The organism is Novosphingobium sp. BL-S-33, from assembly GCF_056857025.1.
The window spans coordinates 1,933,555-1,952,845 of sequence record NZ_CM166474.1 but is presented as its reverse complement, the minus strand read 5'-3'; the positions used below and the strand labels follow the sequence as shown (position 1 = coordinate 1,952,845).

At 66.0% G+C, this 19,291-nt stretch carries 16 protein-coding genes; 10 read left to right on the top strand and 6 right to left on the bottom strand.

All coding sequences use genetic code 11. The features are described 5' to 3' along the window. Nucleotides 1-142: 142 nt before the first annotated feature. Complete coding sequence (gene sciP, locus AC1VVM_RS09090) at nt 143-445, top strand: CtrA inhibitor SciP (RefSeq protein ID WP_132384773.1); 303 nt, start codon at nt 143-145, stop codon at nt 443-445. A 100-nt stretch (nt 446-545) separates the two neighbouring features. Here the strand turns inward: sciP and ligA are convergent, their stop codons facing one another. The 4 genes from ligA to AC1VVM_RS09070 all read right to left on the bottom strand — a co-directional run bounded on the left by ligA (nt 546) and on the right by AC1VVM_RS09070 (nt 7,038). Beyond that, complete coding sequence (gene ligA, locus AC1VVM_RS09085; RefSeq protein ID WP_482954964.1) at nt 546-2,705, bottom strand: NAD-dependent DNA ligase LigA; 2,160 nt, start codon at nt 2,703-2,705, stop codon at nt 546-548. Between the two features lie 180 nt (nt 2,706-2,885). Next, nucleotides 2,886-3,980: an OmpA family protein gene (locus AC1VVM_RS09080; protein ID WP_482903639.1), complete on the bottom strand. Its 1,095-nt coding sequence runs from the start codon at nt 3,978-3,980 to the stop codon at nt 2,886-2,888. Between the two features lie 395 nt (nt 3,981-4,375). Further along, nucleotides 4,376-6,052: a DNA repair protein RecN gene (gene recN / locus AC1VVM_RS09075; protein WP_132384770.1), complete on the bottom strand. Its 1,677-nt coding sequence runs from the start codon at nt 6,050-6,052 to the stop codon at nt 4,376-4,378. Between the two features lie 185 nt (nt 6,053-6,237). Beyond that, nucleotides 6,238-7,038 (bottom strand): outer membrane protein assembly factor BamD, encoded by an 801-nt coding sequence (locus AC1VVM_RS09070; RefSeq protein WP_132384769.1) that lies wholly within the window; start codon nt 7,036-7,038, stop codon nt 6,238-6,240. 210 nt (nt 7,039-7,248) lie between these two features. On the opposite strand from AC1VVM_RS09070, the gene AC1VVM_RS09065 reads away from it, so the two are divergent. The 3 genes from AC1VVM_RS09065 to AC1VVM_RS09055 are packed head-to-tail and all read left to right on the top strand — an operon-like array spanning nt 7,249 to nt 10,319. Next, nucleotides 7,249-9,027, top strand: coding sequence for a cation:proton antiporter domain-containing protein (locus AC1VVM_RS09065; protein ID WP_482903638.1), 1,779 nt, complete (start codon nt 7,249-7,251; stop codon nt 9,025-9,027). An 18-nt stretch (nt 9,028-9,045) separates the two neighbouring features. Beyond that, nucleotides 9,046-10,065 (top strand): hypothetical protein, encoded by a 1,020-nt coding sequence (locus AC1VVM_RS09060; protein WP_482903637.1) that lies wholly within the window; start codon nt 9,046-9,048, stop codon nt 10,063-10,065. A 44-nt stretch (nt 10,066-10,109) separates the two neighbouring features. Further along, nucleotides 10,110-10,319: a hypothetical protein gene (locus AC1VVM_RS09055; protein ID WP_482903636.1), complete on the top strand. Its 210-nt coding sequence runs from the start codon at nt 10,110-10,112 to the stop codon at nt 10,317-10,319. A gap of 4 nt (nt 10,320-10,323) precedes the next feature. Here AC1VVM_RS09055 and AC1VVM_RS09050 read toward each other — a convergent pair whose 3' ends face one another. Together AC1VVM_RS09050 and AC1VVM_RS09045 are read right to left on the bottom strand one after the other, a co-directional pair. Beyond that, nucleotides 10,324-10,773 (bottom strand): DNA-deoxyinosine glycosylase, encoded by a 450-nt coding sequence (locus tag AC1VVM_RS09050; protein WP_482903635.1) that lies wholly within the window; start codon nt 10,771-10,773, stop codon nt 10,324-10,326. Nucleotides 10,774-11,090: 317 nt separating this feature from the next. Further along, the gene (locus tag AC1VVM_RS09045; protein ID WP_482903634.1) at nt 11,091-12,044 is read right to left on the bottom strand and encodes a glutaminase; all 954 of its coding nucleotides are present in this window, start codon (nt 12,042-12,044) and stop codon (nt 11,091-11,093) included. 314 nt (nt 12,045-12,358) lie between these two features. Here AC1VVM_RS09045 and AC1VVM_RS09040 point away from each other — a divergent pair, with 314 nt between their 5' ends. From AC1VVM_RS09040 to AC1VVM_RS09015, 6 genes are read left to right on the top strand one after another with little or no spacing between them, the layout of a single operon-like run. Continuing rightward, complete coding sequence (locus tag AC1VVM_RS09040) at nt 12,359-13,759, top strand: class-III pyridoxal-phosphate-dependent aminotransferase (RefSeq protein WP_482954963.1); 1,401 nt, start codon at nt 12,359-12,361, stop codon at nt 13,757-13,759. Continuing rightward, the gene (locus tag AC1VVM_RS09035) at nt 13,759-15,354 is read left to right on the top strand and encodes a glycosyltransferase family 39 protein (RefSeq protein ID WP_482954962.1); all 1,596 of its coding nucleotides are present in this window, start codon (nt 13,759-13,761) and stop codon (nt 15,352-15,354) included. Before AC1VVM_RS09040 ends, AC1VVM_RS09035 begins: the two co-directional genes overlap by 1 nt. Nucleotides 15,355-15,397: 43 nt before the next feature. Beyond that, nucleotides 15,398-16,396, top strand: coding sequence for a UbiA family prenyltransferase (locus AC1VVM_RS09030; protein ID WP_482903631.1), 999 nt, complete (start codon nt 15,398-15,400; stop codon nt 16,394-16,396). A gap of 1 nt (nt 16,397) precedes the next feature. Then, nucleotides 16,398-16,781 carry a hypothetical protein gene (locus AC1VVM_RS09025; protein WP_482903630.1) on the top strand — a complete coding sequence of 128 codons (384 nt, stop codon included), beginning with the start codon at nt 16,398-16,400 and terminating at the stop codon, nt 16,779-16,781. After that, nucleotides 16,778-18,241 carry a GMC family oxidoreductase N-terminal domain-containing protein gene (locus AC1VVM_RS09020; protein WP_482903629.1) on the top strand — a complete coding sequence of 488 codons (1,464 nt, stop codon included), beginning with the start codon at nt 16,778-16,780 and terminating at the stop codon, nt 18,239-18,241. Before AC1VVM_RS09025 ends, AC1VVM_RS09020 begins: the two co-directional genes overlap by 4 nt. A 2-nt stretch (nt 18,242-18,243) precedes the next feature. Next, a complete protein-coding gene (locus AC1VVM_RS09015) occupies nt 18,244-19,269 on the top strand; it encodes an NAD-dependent epimerase/dehydratase family protein (protein WP_482903628.1) in 1,026 nt (341 codons plus the stop codon). The last annotated feature ends 22 nt before the right edge of the window (nt 19,270-19,291 follow it).

Here is a 19,291-nt window from a genome sequence, read left to right as displayed (position 1 = left end):
GGCAAATTTACCTATATTTCCCAGTATCTTACCTAAAACGCCAAAATCAGAAATTAACCATCTTTAGTAAGGTAGAATTAGGGATTACAAACAAGAATTAGTGACCAAGGGGGGCTGGTAACAACAGCTCAAGAGGCCAAATATGCTTCGTACCGAACTCGACCGACCGAACGTCGTCGTGGGACCCCTGGGTGAAGCTCTCGACCGCAAGAGCCTGCCGCCGCGCAACACGCTGCGATGGGTTGCGCGCCGCAAGGCGGAAGTCGTGGCTGCCGTCAATGGGGGCCTGATTACGATTGCCGAGGCCTGCGAACGCTACGATCTCACGCTTGAGGAACTTGCCTCGTGGCAACGCGCAGTAGAGCGCGAAGGAATGGCAGGGCTGCGCGCAACCCGCGTGCAACACTACCGCCAGGTGCATGAGCGACAGAACCGCGTCTCCTGAGCGGCGCGTCACTCACACTACAGGTGCCGGCAGGGGCAGTGCGCCCCTCCGGCACCGGGCATGGGTCCGGGACGCGAACCCCGGCTGATCTTGCGACCCGTCAGCCGGCGGCTTCCACGATCCGGGCCCATTCAGCTTCATCGATGACCTTGATGCCAAGGTCGGCCGCCTTCTTCAGCTTCGAGCCCGCACCCGGCCCCGCGACCAGAATGTCGGTCTTGGCCGAGATCGAGCCTGCCGCCTTGGCGCCCAGCCGTTCGGCCTGTGCCTTCGCCTCGTCGCGGCTCATCGTTTCCAGCTTGCCGGTAAAGACCACGGTCTTGCCCGCGACTTCGCTCTCGATCGTTTCCACGACATAGGCCGGCGGCGTGACTTCCGAGAGGATGTCCTCCCAGACCGCGCGGTTGTGCTCCTCATGGAAGAAGTCGCCCAGCGCCTCGACCACGGCGGGACCGATACCGTCGATCGAGACCAGTTCCGAATAGGCCTCGCTGCCTGCCAGCGCGGCTTCCTCGCCCTGCTTCTCGTGCGCTTTTTCGGCCACTTCGCGCAGCGCCGGCAGTGTCTCGAAACGCTTCATCAGATCGCGCGCCGTCACGGCGCCGACATGGCGGATGCCAAGGCCGAAGAGCAGCCGCGCGGCATCGGGCTGGCGCTTGTTTTCCACCGCTGCCAACAGGTTGTCCACAGACTTGTCCTTCCACCCGTCCAGCGCGAGAATCTCCTCGCGGCGCTTGCGCAAGCGGAAGATGTCGGCCGGACTTTCCAGCCAGCCCTTGGCGAAGAACTCATCGATGGTTTTCTCGCCCAGTCCCTCGATATCGAGCGCGGCGCGGCTGACGAAGTGCTTCAGGCGCTCGGTCCGCTGCGCCGGGCAGATCAGCCCGCCGGTGCAGCGCACGTCCACCTCACCCTCCTCGGCGACAGCTTCGGAGTGGCATTCAGGGCAGTGATCGGGGAATGCGAAAGCATCGCGCTCCACATCGCGGGTCAGGTTGTCGACGATCTGCGGTATCACGTCGCCCGCACGCTGGAGCACCACGGTATCACCCGGACGGACGCCCAGACGGCCGATCTCGTCGCGATTGTGTAGCGTGACGTTGGTGACGGTAACGCCGCCCACCAACACCGGCTTCAAGCGCCCCACCGGCGTCAGCTTGCCGGTACGGCCGACCTGGATGTCGATCGATTCCAGCGTCGTCTCCGCCCGCTCGGCCGGGAACTTGTGCGCCAATCCCCAGCGCGGCGCCTTGGCCACAAAACCGAGACGCTGCTGCCAGTCGAGCCGGTCGATCTTGTAGACCACGCCATCGATCTCGAACGGCAGATCGGGCCGCCCGTCACGGATCGCGCGATAGGCAGCGAGCATTTCCTCGACCGAATGGCAGAGCCGGAACTGCGGCGAGACCGGCAGGCCCCAGCTTTCGATGCGGCGGATCACTTCGTGCTGGCTCGCCCCCGGAACGTGGCTTGCCGCACCCCAGCCATGGGCCCAAAAGCGCAGCGGGCGCTTGGCGGTGACGGAGGCATCCTTCTGGCGCAGCGACCCGGCGGCAGCATTGCGCGGATTGGCGAACTGGCGGACCTTGCTCTCATCGAAAGCTTCGCCCTTCTCCTCGGCCAGCGCGCGCGCCTCGGCCATCAGCGTCTCGTTCAGAGCGTGGAAGGCGGCCTTCTCCATGTAGACTTCGCCGCGCACCTCGAAGACCTCCGGGATATCCTCTCCCTTCAGTTCCTGCACGATGTCGGCGATGTGGGCGACATTGGGGGTCACGTCCTCACCCACCTGCCCGTCGCCGCGCGTGGCGGCGCGCACCAGCTTGCCGTTCTCGTAGCGCAGCGAGCAGGAGAGGCCGTCGATCTTGTCCTCCGCCGTCACCTGCACGAGTTCCTCGGCGGAGAGCGAGAGGAAGCGGCGCACGCGGCCGACAAAGTCTTCCACTTCCTCATCGGTGAAGGCGTTGTCGAGGCTCATCATCCGAACCTCGTGCCGCACTTTGCCGAGAGGCGAAGCGGCGACATCGTGGCCCACCTTGTTCGAAGGCGAATCGGGCCGGATCAGGTGCGGATAGGCCGCTTCCAGTTCGGCATTGCGGCGCACCAGCGCGTCGTACTCGGCGTCCGTGATGTCGGGCGCGTCCTCGGCATGGTAGAGCCGGTTCGCCCGGTTGATCTGGCGCGCCAGGCGCATGAGTTCGTTGGCGGCTTCGGCTTCGCCCGGAAGGTCCGGCTTCGCAAACAGATCGGGATTTTCGGTCATGCCCTAGCCTATGCCGCAAGCCTTGGCCGGACGGTAGACCACAAGGTGACGCGGCCGACACTGTTTACACGGTTCAGAGCAATTTGGGTGGCCTCGCAAGGCTGCTCGCCCCGGATAAGAGGACCGGACGACGGTGGTGTGCACACCGTTCAGCGTAAAGCGTGCACACCACCGGAATTGTCATTCGCCTACGGTCACGTCCACGCGGCGTGCTTGGGCGTTGGTATCGCCGTTACCGGTCGTATCGGCGGGCTTGATCATCTTGATGGATGCGGCCGGGATCCCGGTATCCACCAGCGCCTTGCTGACTTCCTCGGCGCGCCGCTTCGAAAGGGCGGCATTGGCGACAGGGTCTCCGGTCGGGTCGTTATAGCCCGAAACGGCCACGAAGGAGCCAGGATGTGCGTCGAGGTATTCCTTCACGCTGCTCGCCGCGGTCGACAGGTCCTTGGTCACATCGGATTTGCCGACGGCGAAGAACACCCGCAGCACCGGCCGGCCGTCGGTCACTTCGCTCACCATGCCGGAACCGGTTGGGATCGCGGCCGTTGGAGTGGGTTCGACCATCGGGCTGGGCTCGACCGCCGCAGTCGGTTCCATGCTGGGAGTCGTGACCTCCTTGTTGCTGCACGAGCGCAAGGCCCAGATGAGCGCAATGATCGCCAGCAAAAGCAGGAGCAGGGGCCACCACTTGCCCATCCCGCCGGATGCGGCGCGGACGGGTTCCTCCAACCTCTGCGATGCTGTCGCGGCGGGGGAACCCAAAAGGCCCGACACGCCGGGCGGCAAGGCGGCATGGATCGATGCCCGCTCGCCATTGAGCAGTGTGGTGACTTCGGGGAGCGACGGCGTCGAGCCCAGCAGCTTGCCAATGCCGCCAGCCGCGAACAGCCCGCCAACCCCCAGGAGAGAGCGCACGCTTTGCGGAGCTATGCCGTAGTGGCCCGCCAGCGTGGATACCAGACCACCGAAGTTGGAGCCGAACAGGTCCGGAAAACCACCTCCATGCGGAGTGATTGCCGGCTCGGCGCCCACGCGATCGGTCAGTGCCGCCTGGTGATCCAGCGGGTTTCCACTCGCCAGCGCGGCCTTGATCATGCTGAGGACCCCGCCACCGCTGCCTGCGGCGACGCGGCTGGACATTGCGGCAAGGATGACGGGGACGATCCCGCCCAGAGCGCTTCCGGTGGCCTGCGGGCTTTCGCCCAGTTTCGCCGCCAGATTGTCAACGGTGCCGGGCGCGATGGCCCCGCGAATGGTGTCGAGTAGAGCCACTTTCTTCTCCTCTTCCGGCACCCCCCATTTCGAGATCGGCAAACGCCAACCCGGCAAAATCAGTCCATTGCACTAAGTGGAATTATCTATTGGCATCAATTGGACAATCGGTACTTATACCGATCGGGCCGGTTATATGTGTGCAAAAAACACATTCTCATTTCTTCAATTAGTTTCGCAGAAATGTTCAATTGAATGTGCAGAATACCAAACATCGATTTCGATGTCATTTCATTACCGCAGACAGATAATCCTGCGACAACAGGCATTGTCTTTGGTGCGATCCGGCGAAATCGTCAGCCGTGCGCATTCTGCTTTAAGAGCATGCCTAAGATAAACGCTGCAAGAGGGACCCGCGCAGCACAATTCGCCCCCAGCGAATGTTCAAACGGGCCCTAAGCCCGTTCCAGCAACCGGTTCGCTTGCGCCCTCGCCTCTTCGGTCACTTCGGCGCCGGAGAGCATGCGGGCGATCTCTTCCTGTCGCTCGGCCGCGCTCAGCGGCGTAACCGACGTGCGTGTCACCGTCCCTTGCGAGGACTTGGCGATCATGAAGTGGCGGTCGCCGCGCGCGGCCACTTGCGGACTGTGCGTCACGGCCAGCAACTGGCCGCCCTGCCCGCTGCCATTCGCCAGACGCGCCAGACGCTCGCCGATGGCATCCGCCACCGCGCCGCCCACACCCCGGTCGATCTCGTCGAAGATCACGGTCGCCGCCCCGCCCTCTTCGGCCAGCGCCACCTTGAGCGCGAGGATGAAGCGCGAAAGCTCGCCGCCCGAAGCGATCTTGGCGAGCGGCGCGAAGTCGGCGCCGGGGTTGGTGCTGATCAGGAATTCCACCGCGTCCATGCCGTGCGCGCCCCAGCGATCCTCGCTCAGCTTGAGTACCGAAGTCTGGAAGCGCGCAGCATCGAGCTTCAGCGGCGCGAGTTCGGCGGCCACCGCCTTGTCCAGCCGCTTGGCAGCCGAGCGGCGCAAGTCGTGCAGCGCCTCGGCCTGCTGGCGATAGGCCAGCGCGGCCTTCTGCGCGGCCGCCTCAAGCGCGGCGACATGTTCCTCGCCCCCCTCGATGGCATCGAGCGCCTCGCGCATCTCGCGCATCTTTTCGGGCAGTTCGTCTACCGTGCAGAGCTGCTTGCGGGCAGCGGCACGCAGATCGAACAGGCGGGTTTCGATGCGGTCCAGTTCGTCGGGATCGAAGGCCAGCGCTTCCGCCGCGCGCTCCAGCTTTTCCTCGGCCTCGCTCGCCTCGATCACCGCGCGATCGAGCGCTTCGAGCGCATCGCCCAGCAGCGGATGCTCCCCGGCAATGCGGTCGAGCCGCCGCGCCGCGCCGCGCAGGCGTGCCAGCGCCGAATCGGAACCGGTCCAGAGGTGTTGCAGCGCCGAGAGATCGTCGGTCAGCTTCTCGCCCTTCTGCATGTCGGCGCGGGCGTGGGCGAGTTGCTCCTCCTCGCCCTCCTGCGGGGCAAGGGCATTGAGCTCGGCCAGATGCGCGAGCAGCAGGTCCTGATCCTCGGCCGCCTTGGCGACTTGCCCGCGCGCCGCATCCAGTGCGCCCTGCGCTGCGCGCCAGGTCTTCCACGCGGCCTCCACGCCGGCCACGTCGCCGCCCGCGAAACGATCGAGCAGCGTGCGGTGGCCCTTGGGGTTCACCAGTCCGCGATCGTCGTGCTGGCCGTGGATCTCCACCAGCGCCGGGGCGATCTCGCGCAGCAGCGAGACGCTGACCGGCTGGTCGTTGAGGAAGGCGCGGCTGCCGCCATCGGCGCGAAGCTGGCGCTTGAGCAGCAGCGGTTCGCCCGGCTCCACTTCAAGGTCGGCGGCGTCCAGCACGGTGCGCACGGCGGCGGGAAGCGCGGAAAACTCGAAGCTGGCGGTCACACTCGCGCGGTCTTCCCCGGCGCGCACCAGCCCGCTGTCGGCGCGATTGCCGATCACGAGGCCCAGCGCATCGAGCAGGATTGACTTGCCCGCGCCCGTCTCACCCGTGAGAACGCCAAGACCGCGCGCGAAATCGAGATCGAGCGCTTCGATCAGCACGATGTTGCGAATGGCGAGGCGCGTCAGCATGTTCGCGTTGCGTTCTAGCGAAAAGAAATTCGCCCGTCACGCCCCTTCGTGCGGTTGTCGCAAAGAGCGCGGCGCGACGGGCGCTCTATCGCATTGATCGCGCGGGCATCCCCGATTCGCCAAACGACAACGCCGGCCGGCCACGGGGGCCGACCGGCGTCGAAAGCCTGCGAAGTGCGGCGCCGTCAGGCGGCGGCGACGTTCTTCGGCGCGTGGCGGCTCATGAGACGATAGGCGCGCTCATACCACTTCGAATCGGGATAGTTGTGCTCCAGCACCGCCGCAGCCTTCTGCGCTTCGGACGGAATGCCCAGCGACAGATAGCCCTCAACCAGACGGTACAGCGCCTCGGGCGTGTGGCTGGTGGTCTGGAAATTGTCGACCACGTTGCGGAAGCGCAGCGTGGCGGCCAGCCACTTGCCGCTGTTCTCGTACGAACGGCCGATGGTCATTTCCTTGCCCGCAAGGTGATCGTTCACAAGATCGATCTTCACCTTGGCGTCCGCCGCGTAAGGCGAGTTCGGATAGCGGCGCATCACGTCGGTAAGCGCCTGCTTGGCCTGTTCGGTGGTCTTCTGGTCGCGCGTCACGTCGCTGATCTGCTCATAGTAGGAGATCGCGATGAGGTAATAGGCGTAGGGCGCGTCCTTGTTGCCCGGGTGGATCGAAAGGAAGCGCTGCGCCGACTGGATCGCCTTGTTGTAATCGCGCGCGGCATAATAGCTGAACGCGCTCATCAACTGGGCCCGGCGGGCCCAGGGCGAATAGGGATGCTGACGCTCCACTTCGTCGAACAGGGCGGCAGCAGCCTTGGTCTGCCCCTTGTTCAGGCGGTCTTGCGCCGCCGCGTAAAGCGTATCGACGTCGCGCGCGACGTAAGCAGTGTCCTTGTTCTTGTTACCCTTCCCGGCACAGCCGGCGGTGAGAACGAGAGCCCCGGTAGCGGCGGCAAGGAGAGCGATCTTGAAGCGCGAACGTTCGTACATGGGGCCGGTCTATAGACAGCGCTTTGCTGAACGCCAAGTGAAGTTACACGCCCTCGCATAACGATTGGAATAATGCGCCGAGGGGGTGTTTTCCGTGCGATGCCCGGGCCCTGCGGACGTGCATGGCGGTTTGCAACGATTTGCCCGAACCCCATGAGCACGGGCACATGGGCATTGTCTGTCCGCCCCGCCCTGCCATAGTGGCCGGACATGGCCGGTACCAACGCACTTTCCTCTCCCGTCATGTCCGACGCCCTGGTGATTCTGGGCGCTGCGGGCATCGTCATTCCCGTGTTCAGCCGATACCGCATCACCCCGGTGATCGGTTTCATCCTTGTCGGCCTGCTGGTCGGCCCGTTCGGCCTTGGGCGGCTGGTGTTCGACCACCCCTGGCTTTCGTGGGTGACGATCACCGATCCCGACGGACTGGAGATATTCGCCGAGTTCGGCATCATCCTCCTGCTGTTCTCGATCGGGCTGGAGCTGTCCTTCGCGCGCCTCTGGGCGATGCGGCGCTTCGTGTTCGGGCTGGGATCTCTCGAACTGGTGCTGATCGGCGGCTCCATGGCGTTCATCTTCGCGGCGCTTGGACAGGGCCTGTCGGGCGCGCTGGCGCTGGGGCTGGCGCTGGCGCTTTCCTCCACCGCGCTGGTGCTCAAGATCACCGATACCAGCAATCCTGTCGGCCGCGCGGCGCTGGCGATGCTGCTGTTCGAGGACATTGCGCTGGTGCCCATCGTGTTCCTGCTCGGCGCGCTCGCACCGCATGCCAAGGGCGGGATGGACGACCTGATCCACACGCTGATCTGGGGCACGGCGGTCGTGCTCGGGCTGCTGGTGGCGGGGCGTTACCTGCTGCCGCCACTTTTCGCGCAGGCCGCACGGACCAAGAGCCCCGAACTGTTCCTCAGCGCCAGCCTGCTGGTGGTCATCCTCGCCTCGCTGGCGACGGCCGCAACCGGCCTCTCGCCCATCGTCGGTGCGCTCGTGGCCGGGCTGCTGATTGCCGAGACGGAGTACCACACCGAAGTCGAGCAGATGACCGAGCCGTTCAAGGGCCTAGCCCTCGGCGTGTTTCTGATCACCGTCGGCATGCGCATCGACTTGCGGGTGGTCTGGGAGAATCTCGGCCCGATTCTGGTGGCGACTGCGGGGGTGATCGTCCTCAAGGCCGTGGTCACCAGCCTGCTGCTGCGGCTGATGGGCGCGCGGCGCGGCACCGCGACCGAGACCGGCATCCTCATGGCCAGCCCTTCGGAAACCACCCTGATCGTGCTGAGCGCGGCCAGCGCGGCACAGCTGATCCAGCCGGGTACGGCGATGTTCTGGCAGATCGTGACTGCGTTGGGCCTCACTATCACGCCGCTGCTCGCCAAGATCGGCCGGATCATGGCCCGCCGGGTCGAGGGCGTTGAAGCTCCGCATCAGCCGGTCTCCGCTGCCGACAAGCCGCCCACGTTGATCGTCGGATTCGGCCGCGTTGGCCGCCTCGTCGCCGATATGCTGACGCGCCACGGCCGGCCCTATCTGGCGGTGGACAGCAATACGGACCTCGTCACCGAGGGACGCCGCCTTGGCTACACGGTGGCCTTCGCCGATGCCGCGCGGGGAGACGCGATGCTGCGGTTGGGCGTGTCGAGCGCGGCAGCCGTAATCCTGACGATGGACGAGCCGGTCTCCGCCCAGCGCATCGTCCGCAAGCTGCGCGCGGACTTTCCCGACCTGCCGATCATCGCCCGCGCCCGCGATACCGACCACGCGGGCGTGCTCTACCGCGCAGGGGCAACCCACGCCGTGCCCGAGACCCTGGAAAGCTCGCTCCAACTGTCGGAGGCCGCACTTGTCGAGATCGGTGTGGCGATGGGCCCGGTAATCGCCTCGATCCACGAAAAGCGCGACGAATTCCGCGAGCAGATCATGGAACAAGGCGGCCTTTCTCAGAAACCGGCACTCAAGTCCGGCCAGCTTCGCGAAGCCGAGCCGACCTGACCATCCAAGAGGAAAGCAATGCGCGCAACAAGGACCCGGACCGCCCAATCTCCCTTGCGAAACCTCGCATGGCTGGCGCTTCCGCTCCTTGCCATCGCGCTCGCGAAACTGGCCGGGCACAGCGGCCTTGCCCAGCGCTACCCCCGCATCGCCGCGCTGCTGTTCGTGTGGATCGCCGCCGACACGCTGATGCTGTCGCTGATGGCGAAGGAGCACCGCCCTTCGCGTGAGGCTGTTCTCGCGCGGCTGGCGACCGCAGCGCTGGTCGTCCTGCTGGGCGCACCCCCGGCCGTGCGGAGCGGGTTGGCGACCATGCCCTCCGTTTCTGTCGCGCTCATCCTGACGCTGCTGGTGCACACCAGCTGGTCGCTGCTGCGGGCAAGCAAGGCTTGGCGGGTGAACGCGCCCGGCGAGCGTTGGCGCAAGGCGGCGGCCGTGTTCGTGCCCGAACCGCTGCTGCGCCTTGCCATGGCGGAGCTGACTGTACTGCGCATGGCGCTCACTGGCTGGCGTGCCAAACCGGACGTGCCTGCCGACGCCCTGCCCTTCGCGTATCATCGCCATCTGGCGCCGATGATGGCTGTGCTGCTGACCTTGCAAGCCATCGAGATCGCCGTGCAGGATGTCTTGCTGCGGCTGTGGAGTCCGCGCGCCGCGAACCTGCTGCTGGAAGTGGGCGTGGTGCTGCTGCTCTACAGCGTCGGCCTGATCCACTCGCTGCGGCTCCGGCCGATCCTGCTGACTGGGGATAGCCTGCTGATCCGCAGCGGCATGATCGCACGGCAAATGGTGCGGCTGGAGCACATCGCCGAACTTGCGCCCGAGGTGACCGCTGTCGAGGTCAAGGCCGCGACCACGCGCAATATGGCGCTGCTCGCGTGGCCCAATGTGATCCTGCGGCTAAGCCACCCCGTTGAACGCAAACCCTTGCTACGCCCGCGCCCGCCGATTTGGGCACTGGCCTTTCGGGTGGACTATCCGGCCGCTTTCCTCGCCGCGCTGGAGGCGGCACGGCAGGACGGTCCCGAAAATCGTTAACAACGCGAGCGAATTGCGCCACAGGGGCGCTTTTAGGACATGTCATGACCGAAGAGAGCAGCCAGGCGCTGGGACGGACCCAAAAGCGGCTCTTGCGGCGAGTCTTCAACGGCCGAACGGTCCCCATCGTGGTGGGAGGAAAGCCCTTCCTCACGTACAAGGAAGCCTTGGCCCATCTGGAAGCGCTGGCGCCTGAAGAACAGGATGCCGCTTACGCGGTGATGAAGACGTTCGCCGGAAAACGGGAAGACTGAAGGGCTATCGCAGATAGCGTTCGATCGCCCGCCACAAAGTGAGCTTGGCCGCTTTCGACATGCTGGCATGGGCGCCGCTGGATGAGGGAAGGTCCAGCAGCGCCCAGCGATTTTCCTGCCCGGCCAGTTGCTTGCGCCCGTCTTTGGCCGCCTTGCCGCCGTTGAAGGCGATGGCGCGCAGATGGGGGAGCTTGGCGGCGAAGGCGGCCAAGTCCCGGTGCGTGGCTTCGCGAATCGCGGTGTCGAGGCTGCCCCGTCGTTTCGCGCTTTCGATGACATCCCAGAGGCCTATGCGATGGTCTCGCAGTACCGAGAGCTTGGCGGTGTAAGGCATGGTGGGGAGTTCGCTTTCGCCCAGCACCTCGCCTATCAGCCACCAGAAACCGTTGCTGGGGTTGGCGTAGTATTCGCCCGCCGCCAGCGACTTTTCGCCGGGCAGACTACCCAGCAGCAAGACGCGCGTGTCTGCGTCTACCCATGGTGGAAAGCTGGTTTTGACGGGCGAGTTCTGCATGGATTGAGGGCCGAGTTTTGGTGGAGGCGATGTACCTAGACATCAACAATCGCCTGACCAGCCTTACGGTAAAAAAGTACCTACTTCCCCGTCATCCCCGCGAAGGCGGGGATCCCGCTTGTTCTTGCAGCGCGGCGCAAAGGCAGCGGGGCCCCCGCCTTCGCGGGGGCGACGAGCAGATAGGTTGGTCCAATTCACGCGTCGTTCCGGGGAGGTTGCTGAAAGCATCCGAATATCCCCTTCAAACACCCCCGCGATCAGCCCCCCTGCCCTCCACGCGGCTCGAAGACCGACCAGCCGGTGTGCTGCACAAGCCGCTCCAGCGCCAGTTGCCCCAACTGCGAATTGCCGCTGGCGTTGAGCCCCGGCGACCACACTGCAATGCTGGCGATGCCCGGCGCCACCGCAAGGATCCCGCCGCCGACGCCGGACTTGCCCGGCAGGCCGATGCGATAGGCGAAGTCGCCTGAATTGTCGTAGTGCCCGCAGGACATCATCAGCGCATTGATGCGCCGCGCGCGGCGGTCGGTGATGACGCGGTGGCCGCCCTTCTCGCGCGTGGTGCGGCCGCCGTCCATCAGATAGCGCCCCGCGAGCGCAAGCTGGCGGCAGCTCATGGCCAGCGCGCAGAAGTGGAAATAGGTGCCCAGCACTTGCTCCACGTCGCCATGGATATTGCCGAAGGCGCGCATGTAGTTGGCCAGCGCCTTGTTGCGAAAGCCGGTATCCTGTTCAGCCCGGGCGACCGCTTCGTCCACGGTGATAGTATCGTCGCCCGCCAGTTCGCGCACGAAGCGCAGCATCTGGCCGATCGCCTCGCGCGGCTGGTGATGGCCGAGCAGCACGTCGGTCACCACGATGGCCCCTGCGTTGATGAACGGATTGCGGGGAATGCCGTGCTCGCTCTCCAACTGGACGATCGAGTTGAACGCGCTCCCCGAGGGCTCTCGCCCCACCCGGCGCCAGAGCTGGTCCCCCACTGCGCCGATCGCCAGCGTCAGCGCGAAGACCTTGGAGATCGACTGGATCGAGAACGCCTCCTCGGCGTCGCCAGCCAGATGCACCGATCCTCCGGCCGTCACCACTGCCATGCCGAACTTATGGGGCGAAACGGCGGCCAGTGGCAGGATGTAGTCGGCCACTTTACCCCGGTTCTCCATCCCGCGCATTTCCGCGGCGATCCCGGCCAGAATGTGGTCGAGGTTATCCATCGTCGAAATTCCCCGGAAGCGAAAAGAGGCAGCGAGGGCCGGAAGCGACCGATCTGCTCTCGTCTGCCGCAAGGCGCGGTTCCGGGCAAGCGGATCGGCCTGCAAACCGCTGTCCGAACCGGAGGTAAAAAGGCAGCGCATTGGGGCTACCACAGTTGATCCCCAAATGGCCGCCACGCTCCCGAAAGGGACAGTGCCCCGTCCGGCCGGACGGGCTCTGGGGTCTTCGGGATTATACCTTCCTGTAGATACTTCCGGCCCCCGAAAAACCGTACAGTTGCGGCGCAGAATGGTGGAATGGGGAGCGTTTCCGCGTGGCGAGTCAGGTATCGATACCAGCCGGAAAGTCGATCACGAACCCGCAGCCCAAGGCCCGGCGGGACCGCAATATCCGCCGCGATCTGCTGACGCTGGAACAGTGCCTCGCGCTGGACGAAGAGACCGCGCTGGACCTCCATGCCGCCCACCTCGATCGCTATGCCTTTCTCTATGCCGAGCTGCTCGGCCTGCGGAAGATGGACATCGCCAGCGCGCAGGGTTGCGAGATCGTGCTGCGCGACGGGCGGCGGATCCTCGATTATTCGGGCGGCTTCGGCGTGCTGGGGCTCGGCCACAATCATCCGCGCGTGATCGCCGCAGAGCGGCGCTGCCATGACGACCTTGTGCTCGACTGCATCAAGATCGCTCCGCACAAATTGCAGGGCGCGCTGGCCTACAACATCGCGCGGTTCCTGCCCGAGCCGCTCGACGTCTCGTTCCTCGCCGTCTCGGGCGCCGAGGCCATTGAGGCGGCGATGAAGCTGTGCGAACGCGTGCAGACGCCCAAGGGCAAGACCAAGTTCCTCTGCATCGGGGACGGCGCCGACGGCTTGGGCCCGTTCCTGATGGGCGTGCCCGGAGAAAACGTGATTTTCTGCCGCTACGGCGACATCGCCTCGGTCCGCGAGGCGATTGCCCGCGAGGGTGGCGCGGACAACGGCATCATCGCAGTGATGATCGAGACCCTGCGCGGCACTTCCTGCGAATCCCCGCCGCCGGGATACTTCACCGAACTGGTCGAGGCCTGCCGCGCGGCGGACATCCTGACGATCTTCGATGAAGTGAAGGTCGGTATGGGCCGCACCGGCCTGTTCTGCGCCTTCCAGCACGAGGACGCGGTGCCCGACGTGGTCACGCTGGCCAAGACGCTGGGCGGCGGCAAGCGCGAGATGGGCGCGATGGTCACCTCGCAGGCGCTGTTCGACAAGGCCTACGGCAACACGCAGGACTGCAACCTGCACAGCTCCAGCTTCTCGGGCATAGGCGAAACCTGCGCCGTTGCCATCGAGACGCTCAATGTGCTGGCCGAGGAACGTCTGATCGAACGGGCCGGAGCCATGGGTGCCTACCTTCGGGCCGGGCTCGAACGGCTTCAGGCCAAGCACCCCCGCTGCATCGCCTCATTGCGCGGCAAAGGCTGCTTTCAGGCTGTGGCGTTCGATTTCAGCCCGATCCGGACGCTCGGCCGGAAACCGCCGATCGCCACACTCACCGCCGACCTGTTCGAGCGGCACGGCGTTCTCGCCCATTACCTGCCGGAAGCGCCCGAAGTGCTCCATTTCATGCCGCCCTACGTGGTGACCGAGGCGCAGATCGACCGGCTGATCGCCGCGCTCGATGATGTGCTGGGCCGCATCGGCGGCCATGTGCCGGTCACGGGAAGGATGCTGCACTGATGGACATGACCGCCTCGGCTGGCGCGCTGGAACGCGAACGTCCCTACCGCGACCGCGTACAGGCCCGAGGCAGCAGCGTGCAAGGCTGGATAGCCTGCACGCTGCTGCTGGCGGTCGCTTTCGCGACGTTTGCATTCAACGTGCATCACGGCCTTGGCACCTATCCCGACACCACGCGGTACATGGGCATCAGCCCGGTCCCCTACGACGCGCCGGTCTACCACTGGATGCTGACGGGCGGCCACGCGTTGGGCGTCTCGCTGCTGACGGCGGCGATGGCGGTCGCGATCGCCTGCCTGTTCGCCAATGTCGTCCTGGTCTTTGCGCTGGTGCAGCGCGGCAGCCATGACTGGCGCTTTGCCGCCGCCGCCACCGCGCTGCTGATCCTCGCTCCGCAGTTCGTCACGCTGCACGCGGGCGCGATGTCCGAAGCGCCGTTCATGATGTTCCTGCTGGGCACCTTGTGGTTCGCGCTCGACTATTTCGAACTTGGCCGCCGGCGCGACCTGCTGATCGCATCGATCCTGCTGGGCGTGGCGACGCTGACGCGCTTCACCGGACCGCCGATGGGCGCGGCCATCGCGCTGGTCATTCTCGCCCGGCCGGGTGTGCCGATGGGCCGCCGGATTGCCGACTGCGTGCTGCTGGCCTTGCTCGGCGGCGCGCTGTTCTTCGCATGGGTGGGCTGGAGCACCGAGACGGTCGGCCACTCGATCGGTCGCGAGCTGCGCTTCTACGGCAACATGGGCCCGCAGCAGTGGCACAACAATCTGGAGACATTGGCGGCCTGGCTGTTCCCCGATCAGGTGCCGCTCGGCGCGCGCGTGGCCGTGCTGCTGGGGCTGTTCGGCTTTGCGGGCCGGCAAACGCTGAGCCACTGGCAGCGCTGGCGTGCCATGGCCCCCGGCACCGTCTTCGACTTGCGCACGCCGCTCTCGCTGGTGCTGGCCGCATTCCTTGTCGCCTACCTTGCCTTCATCTGGCTCTCGACCTCGCTGGAGGCCAATCTCTCGCTGAACGGGCGCTATGCCCTGCCCGCCTATTTCGCCTTCGTCATGCTGATGGGGGTGGAGGCGAGCGGGCTGGACCGCAGCCGCAAGGGCGAGCGCGGCGTGTTGATCGCCCTCATTGTGGTCGGAGCCGCCGTGCTGGTCTCACACGGCGCGCGCTCGGCGATCCGCACGCATGAGGTCTATGCCAAGGGCTTCGGCTACAACGCGAAAGTCTGGCGCGAATCCCCGACCATTGCCGCCGTCCGCACCCTACCGGCCGACGCGGTGATCTTTTCCAACGCGCCCGAGGTGATCGCCCTGCTTGACGAGCGCCGCGCCCTGCTCTCGCCGCAGGAGCGCCAGTTGCGCACCGACCGTCCCGATCCGAACAACCCGGTTACCCGCCAGATCGCCGATCTCCGCGCATCGGCTGCCGGTGCCGCGCCGGTCTACCTCGTGATGTTCGATAACGTGGACTGGCGCTTCTACCTCGCCACCGAAGACCGGCTGGTGCGCGATCTCTCGCTCCCCGCTCCGACGCACCTGCCCGACGGGCGGATCTACCGCGTTCCGCCCCCTCCCGCAGCCACCGCGCCCCGATGACCCAGCGCTCGCCCGGCCCATCATGCCCCAGGAGAAACCGCAAATGCCCGTTTCCGTGACCATGGAGAGCCGAACGGCGCGGCTGCGCGACTACCTGAGCCTTGCGCGGTTCGATCACATATCCAAGCACGTGTTCATCGTGCCCGGCCTCATCCTGGCCTATGCCCTGCGCGAACCTTCGCTGCTCGACATGCCGCAGCGCGTGGTAGTCGGCTTCATAGTGGCCATCGCCATCGCCTCCGCCAACTATGTCATCAACGAATGGCTGGACCGCGAATTCGACGCGCACCACCCTTCCAAGCACCGCCGCACCGCCGTTTCGCTGCAACTCTCGCCGACGCTGGTCTATCTGGAATATGCGGCTTTCGCAGCGGTGGGCCTGCTGCTGGCGGCGTGGATGGGCGGACCGTTCTTCGCCTGCGCGGCGGTGTTCCTGGTATCGGGGCTGGTCTACAACGTGCAGCCGCTGCGCTCCAAGGACCGCCCATTCCTCGACGTGGTCTCAGAATCGATCAACAACCCGATCCGCCTGACGCTGGGCTGGCTGATGATGGACCCCACCAGCATGCCGCCGGTCAGCCTGCTGCTGGCCTACTGGACCGGCGGCGCTTTCCTGATGGGCTCCAAGCGCCTGTCGGAATACCGCGACATCACTGCCAGCGTCGGGCTGGAAACGCTCACCCGCTATCGCAAGTCGTTCGGCGGCTACACGGCCGAGAGCCTGATCGTCAGCTGCCTGACTTATGCGATGCTCTCTTCGTTTTTCCTCGGCGTGTTCCTCATCAAGTACCGCATCGAATATGTGCTGGCCTTCCCGTTCATCACCGGGCTGTTCGGCTGCTACCTCTGGCTCTCGATGCTGCCCGATTCGATCGCGCAGCGGCCCGAGCGCATGTTCCGGTCTCGCCGCCTGATGACGATGCTGGGCGTGAACCTCTGCGTGCTGCTGCTGGTGACGTTCCTTGACGTGCCGCGCCTTGCCACGCTGACCAACCGCAGCTTCACGCCGGTCGACATGTTGCACCTGCACAAGGGCAATTGAGATGGCGCCGGCCACCGCCTTCGGCCGCATCGTCGCCCCGCTGGTCGACACGCTTGTCGACGATCAGTGCGCCGCCACGCGCGAGCACGAGCGCGTCATGGTGCAGGACTATGTGCTGGCCACCGTGGCCGCCATGCCGGACTTCTTCCGGCTGGGCTTTCACCTGCTCGCGTACCTGTTCGAATATGCGCCGGTACTGCACGGAGAGGCGCCCTTTTCGCACCTCGTCCCGGCACGGCGCAAGGCGCATGTCGCCCGCTGGCGCGGCTCCGCCATTGCGCCGCTGCGCTCGATGATCGCCTTCTACGCCAGCTTTTCGGCCTATGGCCTCTATTCGGTCGCCTATCCCGCCGGGCAGGACGAGCGCGGCAGGATCGCAGCATGACGGGCGGAGGAAAAGACGCCACCATCGATACCGCCGACGTCCTGGTGATCGGCTCCGGCCCCGGCGGCGCGGTCAGCGCCGCGCAGCTCGCCCGCGCCGGGCATGCGGTGCTGATGCTGGAGGAAGGCGCGCATGTCCCGCTGGCCGCGGTCGCCCATTTCTCGCGCGAGGAGATGCTGTCCAAGTACCGCAACGGCGGGGTCAGCGTCGCCATGGGTGGCAACAAGCTGGCCTGGGTGGAAGGACGCTGCGTCGGCGGCGGCAGCGAGATCAATCGCGGCCTCTATCACCGCACGCCCGACTATGTGCTGGACGACTGGCGCCGCCGTTTCGCGGTGAACGATCTCGACCTTGCAGGCATGACCCCGCATTTCGAGGCCTGCGAGCAAGTGGCGCTGGTGGAATATGTGGCGGGTCGCCCGTCCGAGATGTCGCAGATGCTCCACCGGGGCGCGACTGCCAACGGCTGGCATTCGATCGAAACGCCCCGCCTGTTCCATTATCGCGGCGACGGTGGCGGTAACGGAAGCGGCGAGCGGCAATCGATGTCCGCCACTTTCGTGCCCAGCTTCCTCGCCGCCGGGGGCCGCCTATCGCCCTCGACCCGGATCGAGCGCCTGCACCGCGCGGGCAGCCTTTGGATCGCCGAGGGCAGCCGCACCGACGCCGACGGCGTGCGCCGCCGGGTCAGCTTCCGCGCGCCGGTGGTGATCGTCGCCTGCGGAGCGGTGCAGACCCCCGCCCTGCTGCGCCGCTCGGGCGTAACGCGCAATGTCGGCAATTCGCTGCGCTTCCATCCGATGGTCAAGGTCGTCGCCGAGTTCGACCACGACGTGAACCGCGCGGGCGACTGCGATCCCGTCCACCAGATCAAGGAGTTCGAGCCGCGCTTCGGCATGGGCTGCTCGATCAGCAATCCGGCCATGCTGGGCATGGCGCTGGCAGGCCGCGCGGATGCCTGGGACCTCATTGCCGAGCGCTGGCGGACCATGGGCATCTACTACGTCCAGAGCGGCGTCGGCACGGCCTCCGTGCGCAACCTGCCGGGCTTCCGCGACCCGCTCGTCCGCGTCCGCTTTGCGCCGGATGACTTGCGGGTCCTGGCGGAGGGCCTCGCCCGGCTGGCGCAGGCGCTGTTCGCGGCGGGCGCGCTGCGCGTCCACCCCTGCATCGCCGGCTATCCCACCCTGAACTCTGCCACCGAGATCGCGGAGCTGCCCGAAGTGCTGGCCGCATCGGACGGGGCGCTGACATCGGTGCACGTGTTCTCCTCCTGCCCGATGGGAGAGGACGAGAGCCTCTGCGCTGCCGATTCGTTCGGCAAAGTCCACGGCACCGAGGGGCTCTATATCGGCGACGCCTCGCTGTTGTGCACGCCGACAATGGTCAATCCGCAAGGCACCGTCATGGCCATCGCGCACCGCAATGCGCAGGCGATGATGGCCCATCGGTTTCATTGACGATGCTGCACCTGATCACCGGCGGCTCCGGCTTCATCGGCACGCGCCTTGCCGCCCGCCTGCGCGCAAAGGGAGAGCGCGTTCGCGTGCTGGACGTGGTGGACGATCCCGCCCGCCCTGCCGATATCGAATTCCTCCCCGGCAGCGTGACCGATCCAGCCATGGTGGAAGCGGCGATGGCGGGCGTGGACGTGGTCCACCACAATGCCGCGCTGGTCGCGCAGGCGGCGGCGGGACGCGCCTATTACGACGTCAACGAGACCGGCACACGGATCGTCGCCGATGCCGCCGTCTGCGCCGGGGTGCGCATGGTCGTGCACCTCAGCACCACCGCGGTCTACGGGCTGCCGCCCAGCGGGCCAATCACCGCCGCGACCGTGCCGCGCCCGATCGAGGACTACGGCCGCTCCAAGCTGGCGGGCGAACGGGCCATGCAGGCGGCCTGCCAAAATGCCGGGATCCCCGTGGTGACGATCCGCCCGCGCGTGACGCTCGGCGCCGGACGGCTGGGCATCTTCGCGATCCTGTTCGACTGGATCCGCGCCTCCCGCCGGGTCTACGTGATCGGCGACGGCCACCAGCGCCAGCAGTTCATCCATGTGGACGATCTGGTCGATTTCCACATGCATGCGTTGGAGATGGGCCGTTCGGGCACCTGGAACGTCGGGACCGACCGGTTCGGCAGCCTGCGCGAGGATCTGGACGCGCTGATCGGCCACGCCGGTTCGCGCTCACGCGTTACCGGCCTGCCCGTCGCGCCGTCGAAAGCGCTGCTCCACGCGCTGCACACAGTGGGCCTCTCGCCGCTGACAGCATGGCATTACCGCACCTACCATCGCGACTGCCATTTCGATTTGGCACCACTGCTGGCCAGCGGCTGGAAACCGCGCCATTCCAACCTCGACATGCTGCGCGAGAGCTACGACGGCTTCCTTGCCCAGAGTCCGGCTCAAGGCGAGCGCGGTCCCTCTCCCCACCAGCGCACGCTGGAACAACGCGCATTGCGGGTGCTGCGGGCATTTTCCTGAGAAGACCTGCTGCACAGCAAAC

Excerpts from the sequence above, each read along its gene's own strand:
- AC1VVM_RS09055 (WP_482903636.1), top strand. The coding sequence starts at position 10,110 with ATGACCGAAGAGAGCAGCCAGGCGCTGGGACGGACCCAAAAGCGGCTC.
- sciP (WP_132384773.1), top strand. The coding sequence starts at position 143 with ATGCTTCGTACCGAACTCGACCGACCGAACGTCGTCGTGGGACCCCTG.
- recN (WP_132384770.1), bottom strand. The coding sequence starts at position 6,052 with ATGCTGACGCGCCTCGCCATTCGCAACATCGTGCTGATCGAAGCGCTC.
- AC1VVM_RS09020 (WP_482903629.1), top strand. The coding sequence starts at position 16,778 with ATGACGGGCGGAGGAAAAGACGCCACCATCGATACCGCCGACGTCCTG.
- AC1VVM_RS09060 (WP_482903637.1), top strand. The coding sequence starts at position 9,046 with ATGCGCGCAACAAGGACCCGGACCGCCCAATCTCCCTTGCGAAACCTC.
- AC1VVM_RS09070 (WP_132384769.1), bottom strand. The coding sequence starts at position 7,038 with ATGTACGAACGTTCGCGCTTCAAGATCGCTCTCCTTGCCGCCGCTACC.
- ligA (WP_482954964.1), bottom strand. The coding sequence starts at position 2,705 with ATGACCGAAAATCCCGATCTGTTTGCGAAGCCGGACCTTCCGGGCGAA.
- AC1VVM_RS09035 (WP_482954962.1), top strand. The coding sequence starts at position 13,759 with ATGGACATGACCGCCTCGGCTGGCGCGCTGGAACGCGAACGTCCCTAC.
- AC1VVM_RS09065 (WP_482903638.1), top strand. The coding sequence starts at position 7,249 with ATGGCCGGTACCAACGCACTTTCCTCTCCCGTCATGTCCGACGCCCTG.
- AC1VVM_RS09025 (WP_482903630.1), top strand. The coding sequence starts at position 16,398 with ATGGCGCCGGCCACCGCCTTCGGCCGCATCGTCGCCCCGCTGGTCGAC.
- AC1VVM_RS09045 (WP_482903634.1), bottom strand. The coding sequence starts at position 12,044 with ATGGATAACCTCGACCACATTCTGGCCGGGATCGCCGCGGAAATGCGC.
- AC1VVM_RS09015 (WP_482903628.1), top strand. The coding sequence starts at position 18,244 with ATGCTGCACCTGATCACCGGCGGCTCCGGCTTCATCGGCACGCGCCTT.
- AC1VVM_RS09030 (WP_482903631.1), top strand. The coding sequence starts at position 15,398 with ATGCCCGTTTCCGTGACCATGGAGAGCCGAACGGCGCGGCTGCGCGAC.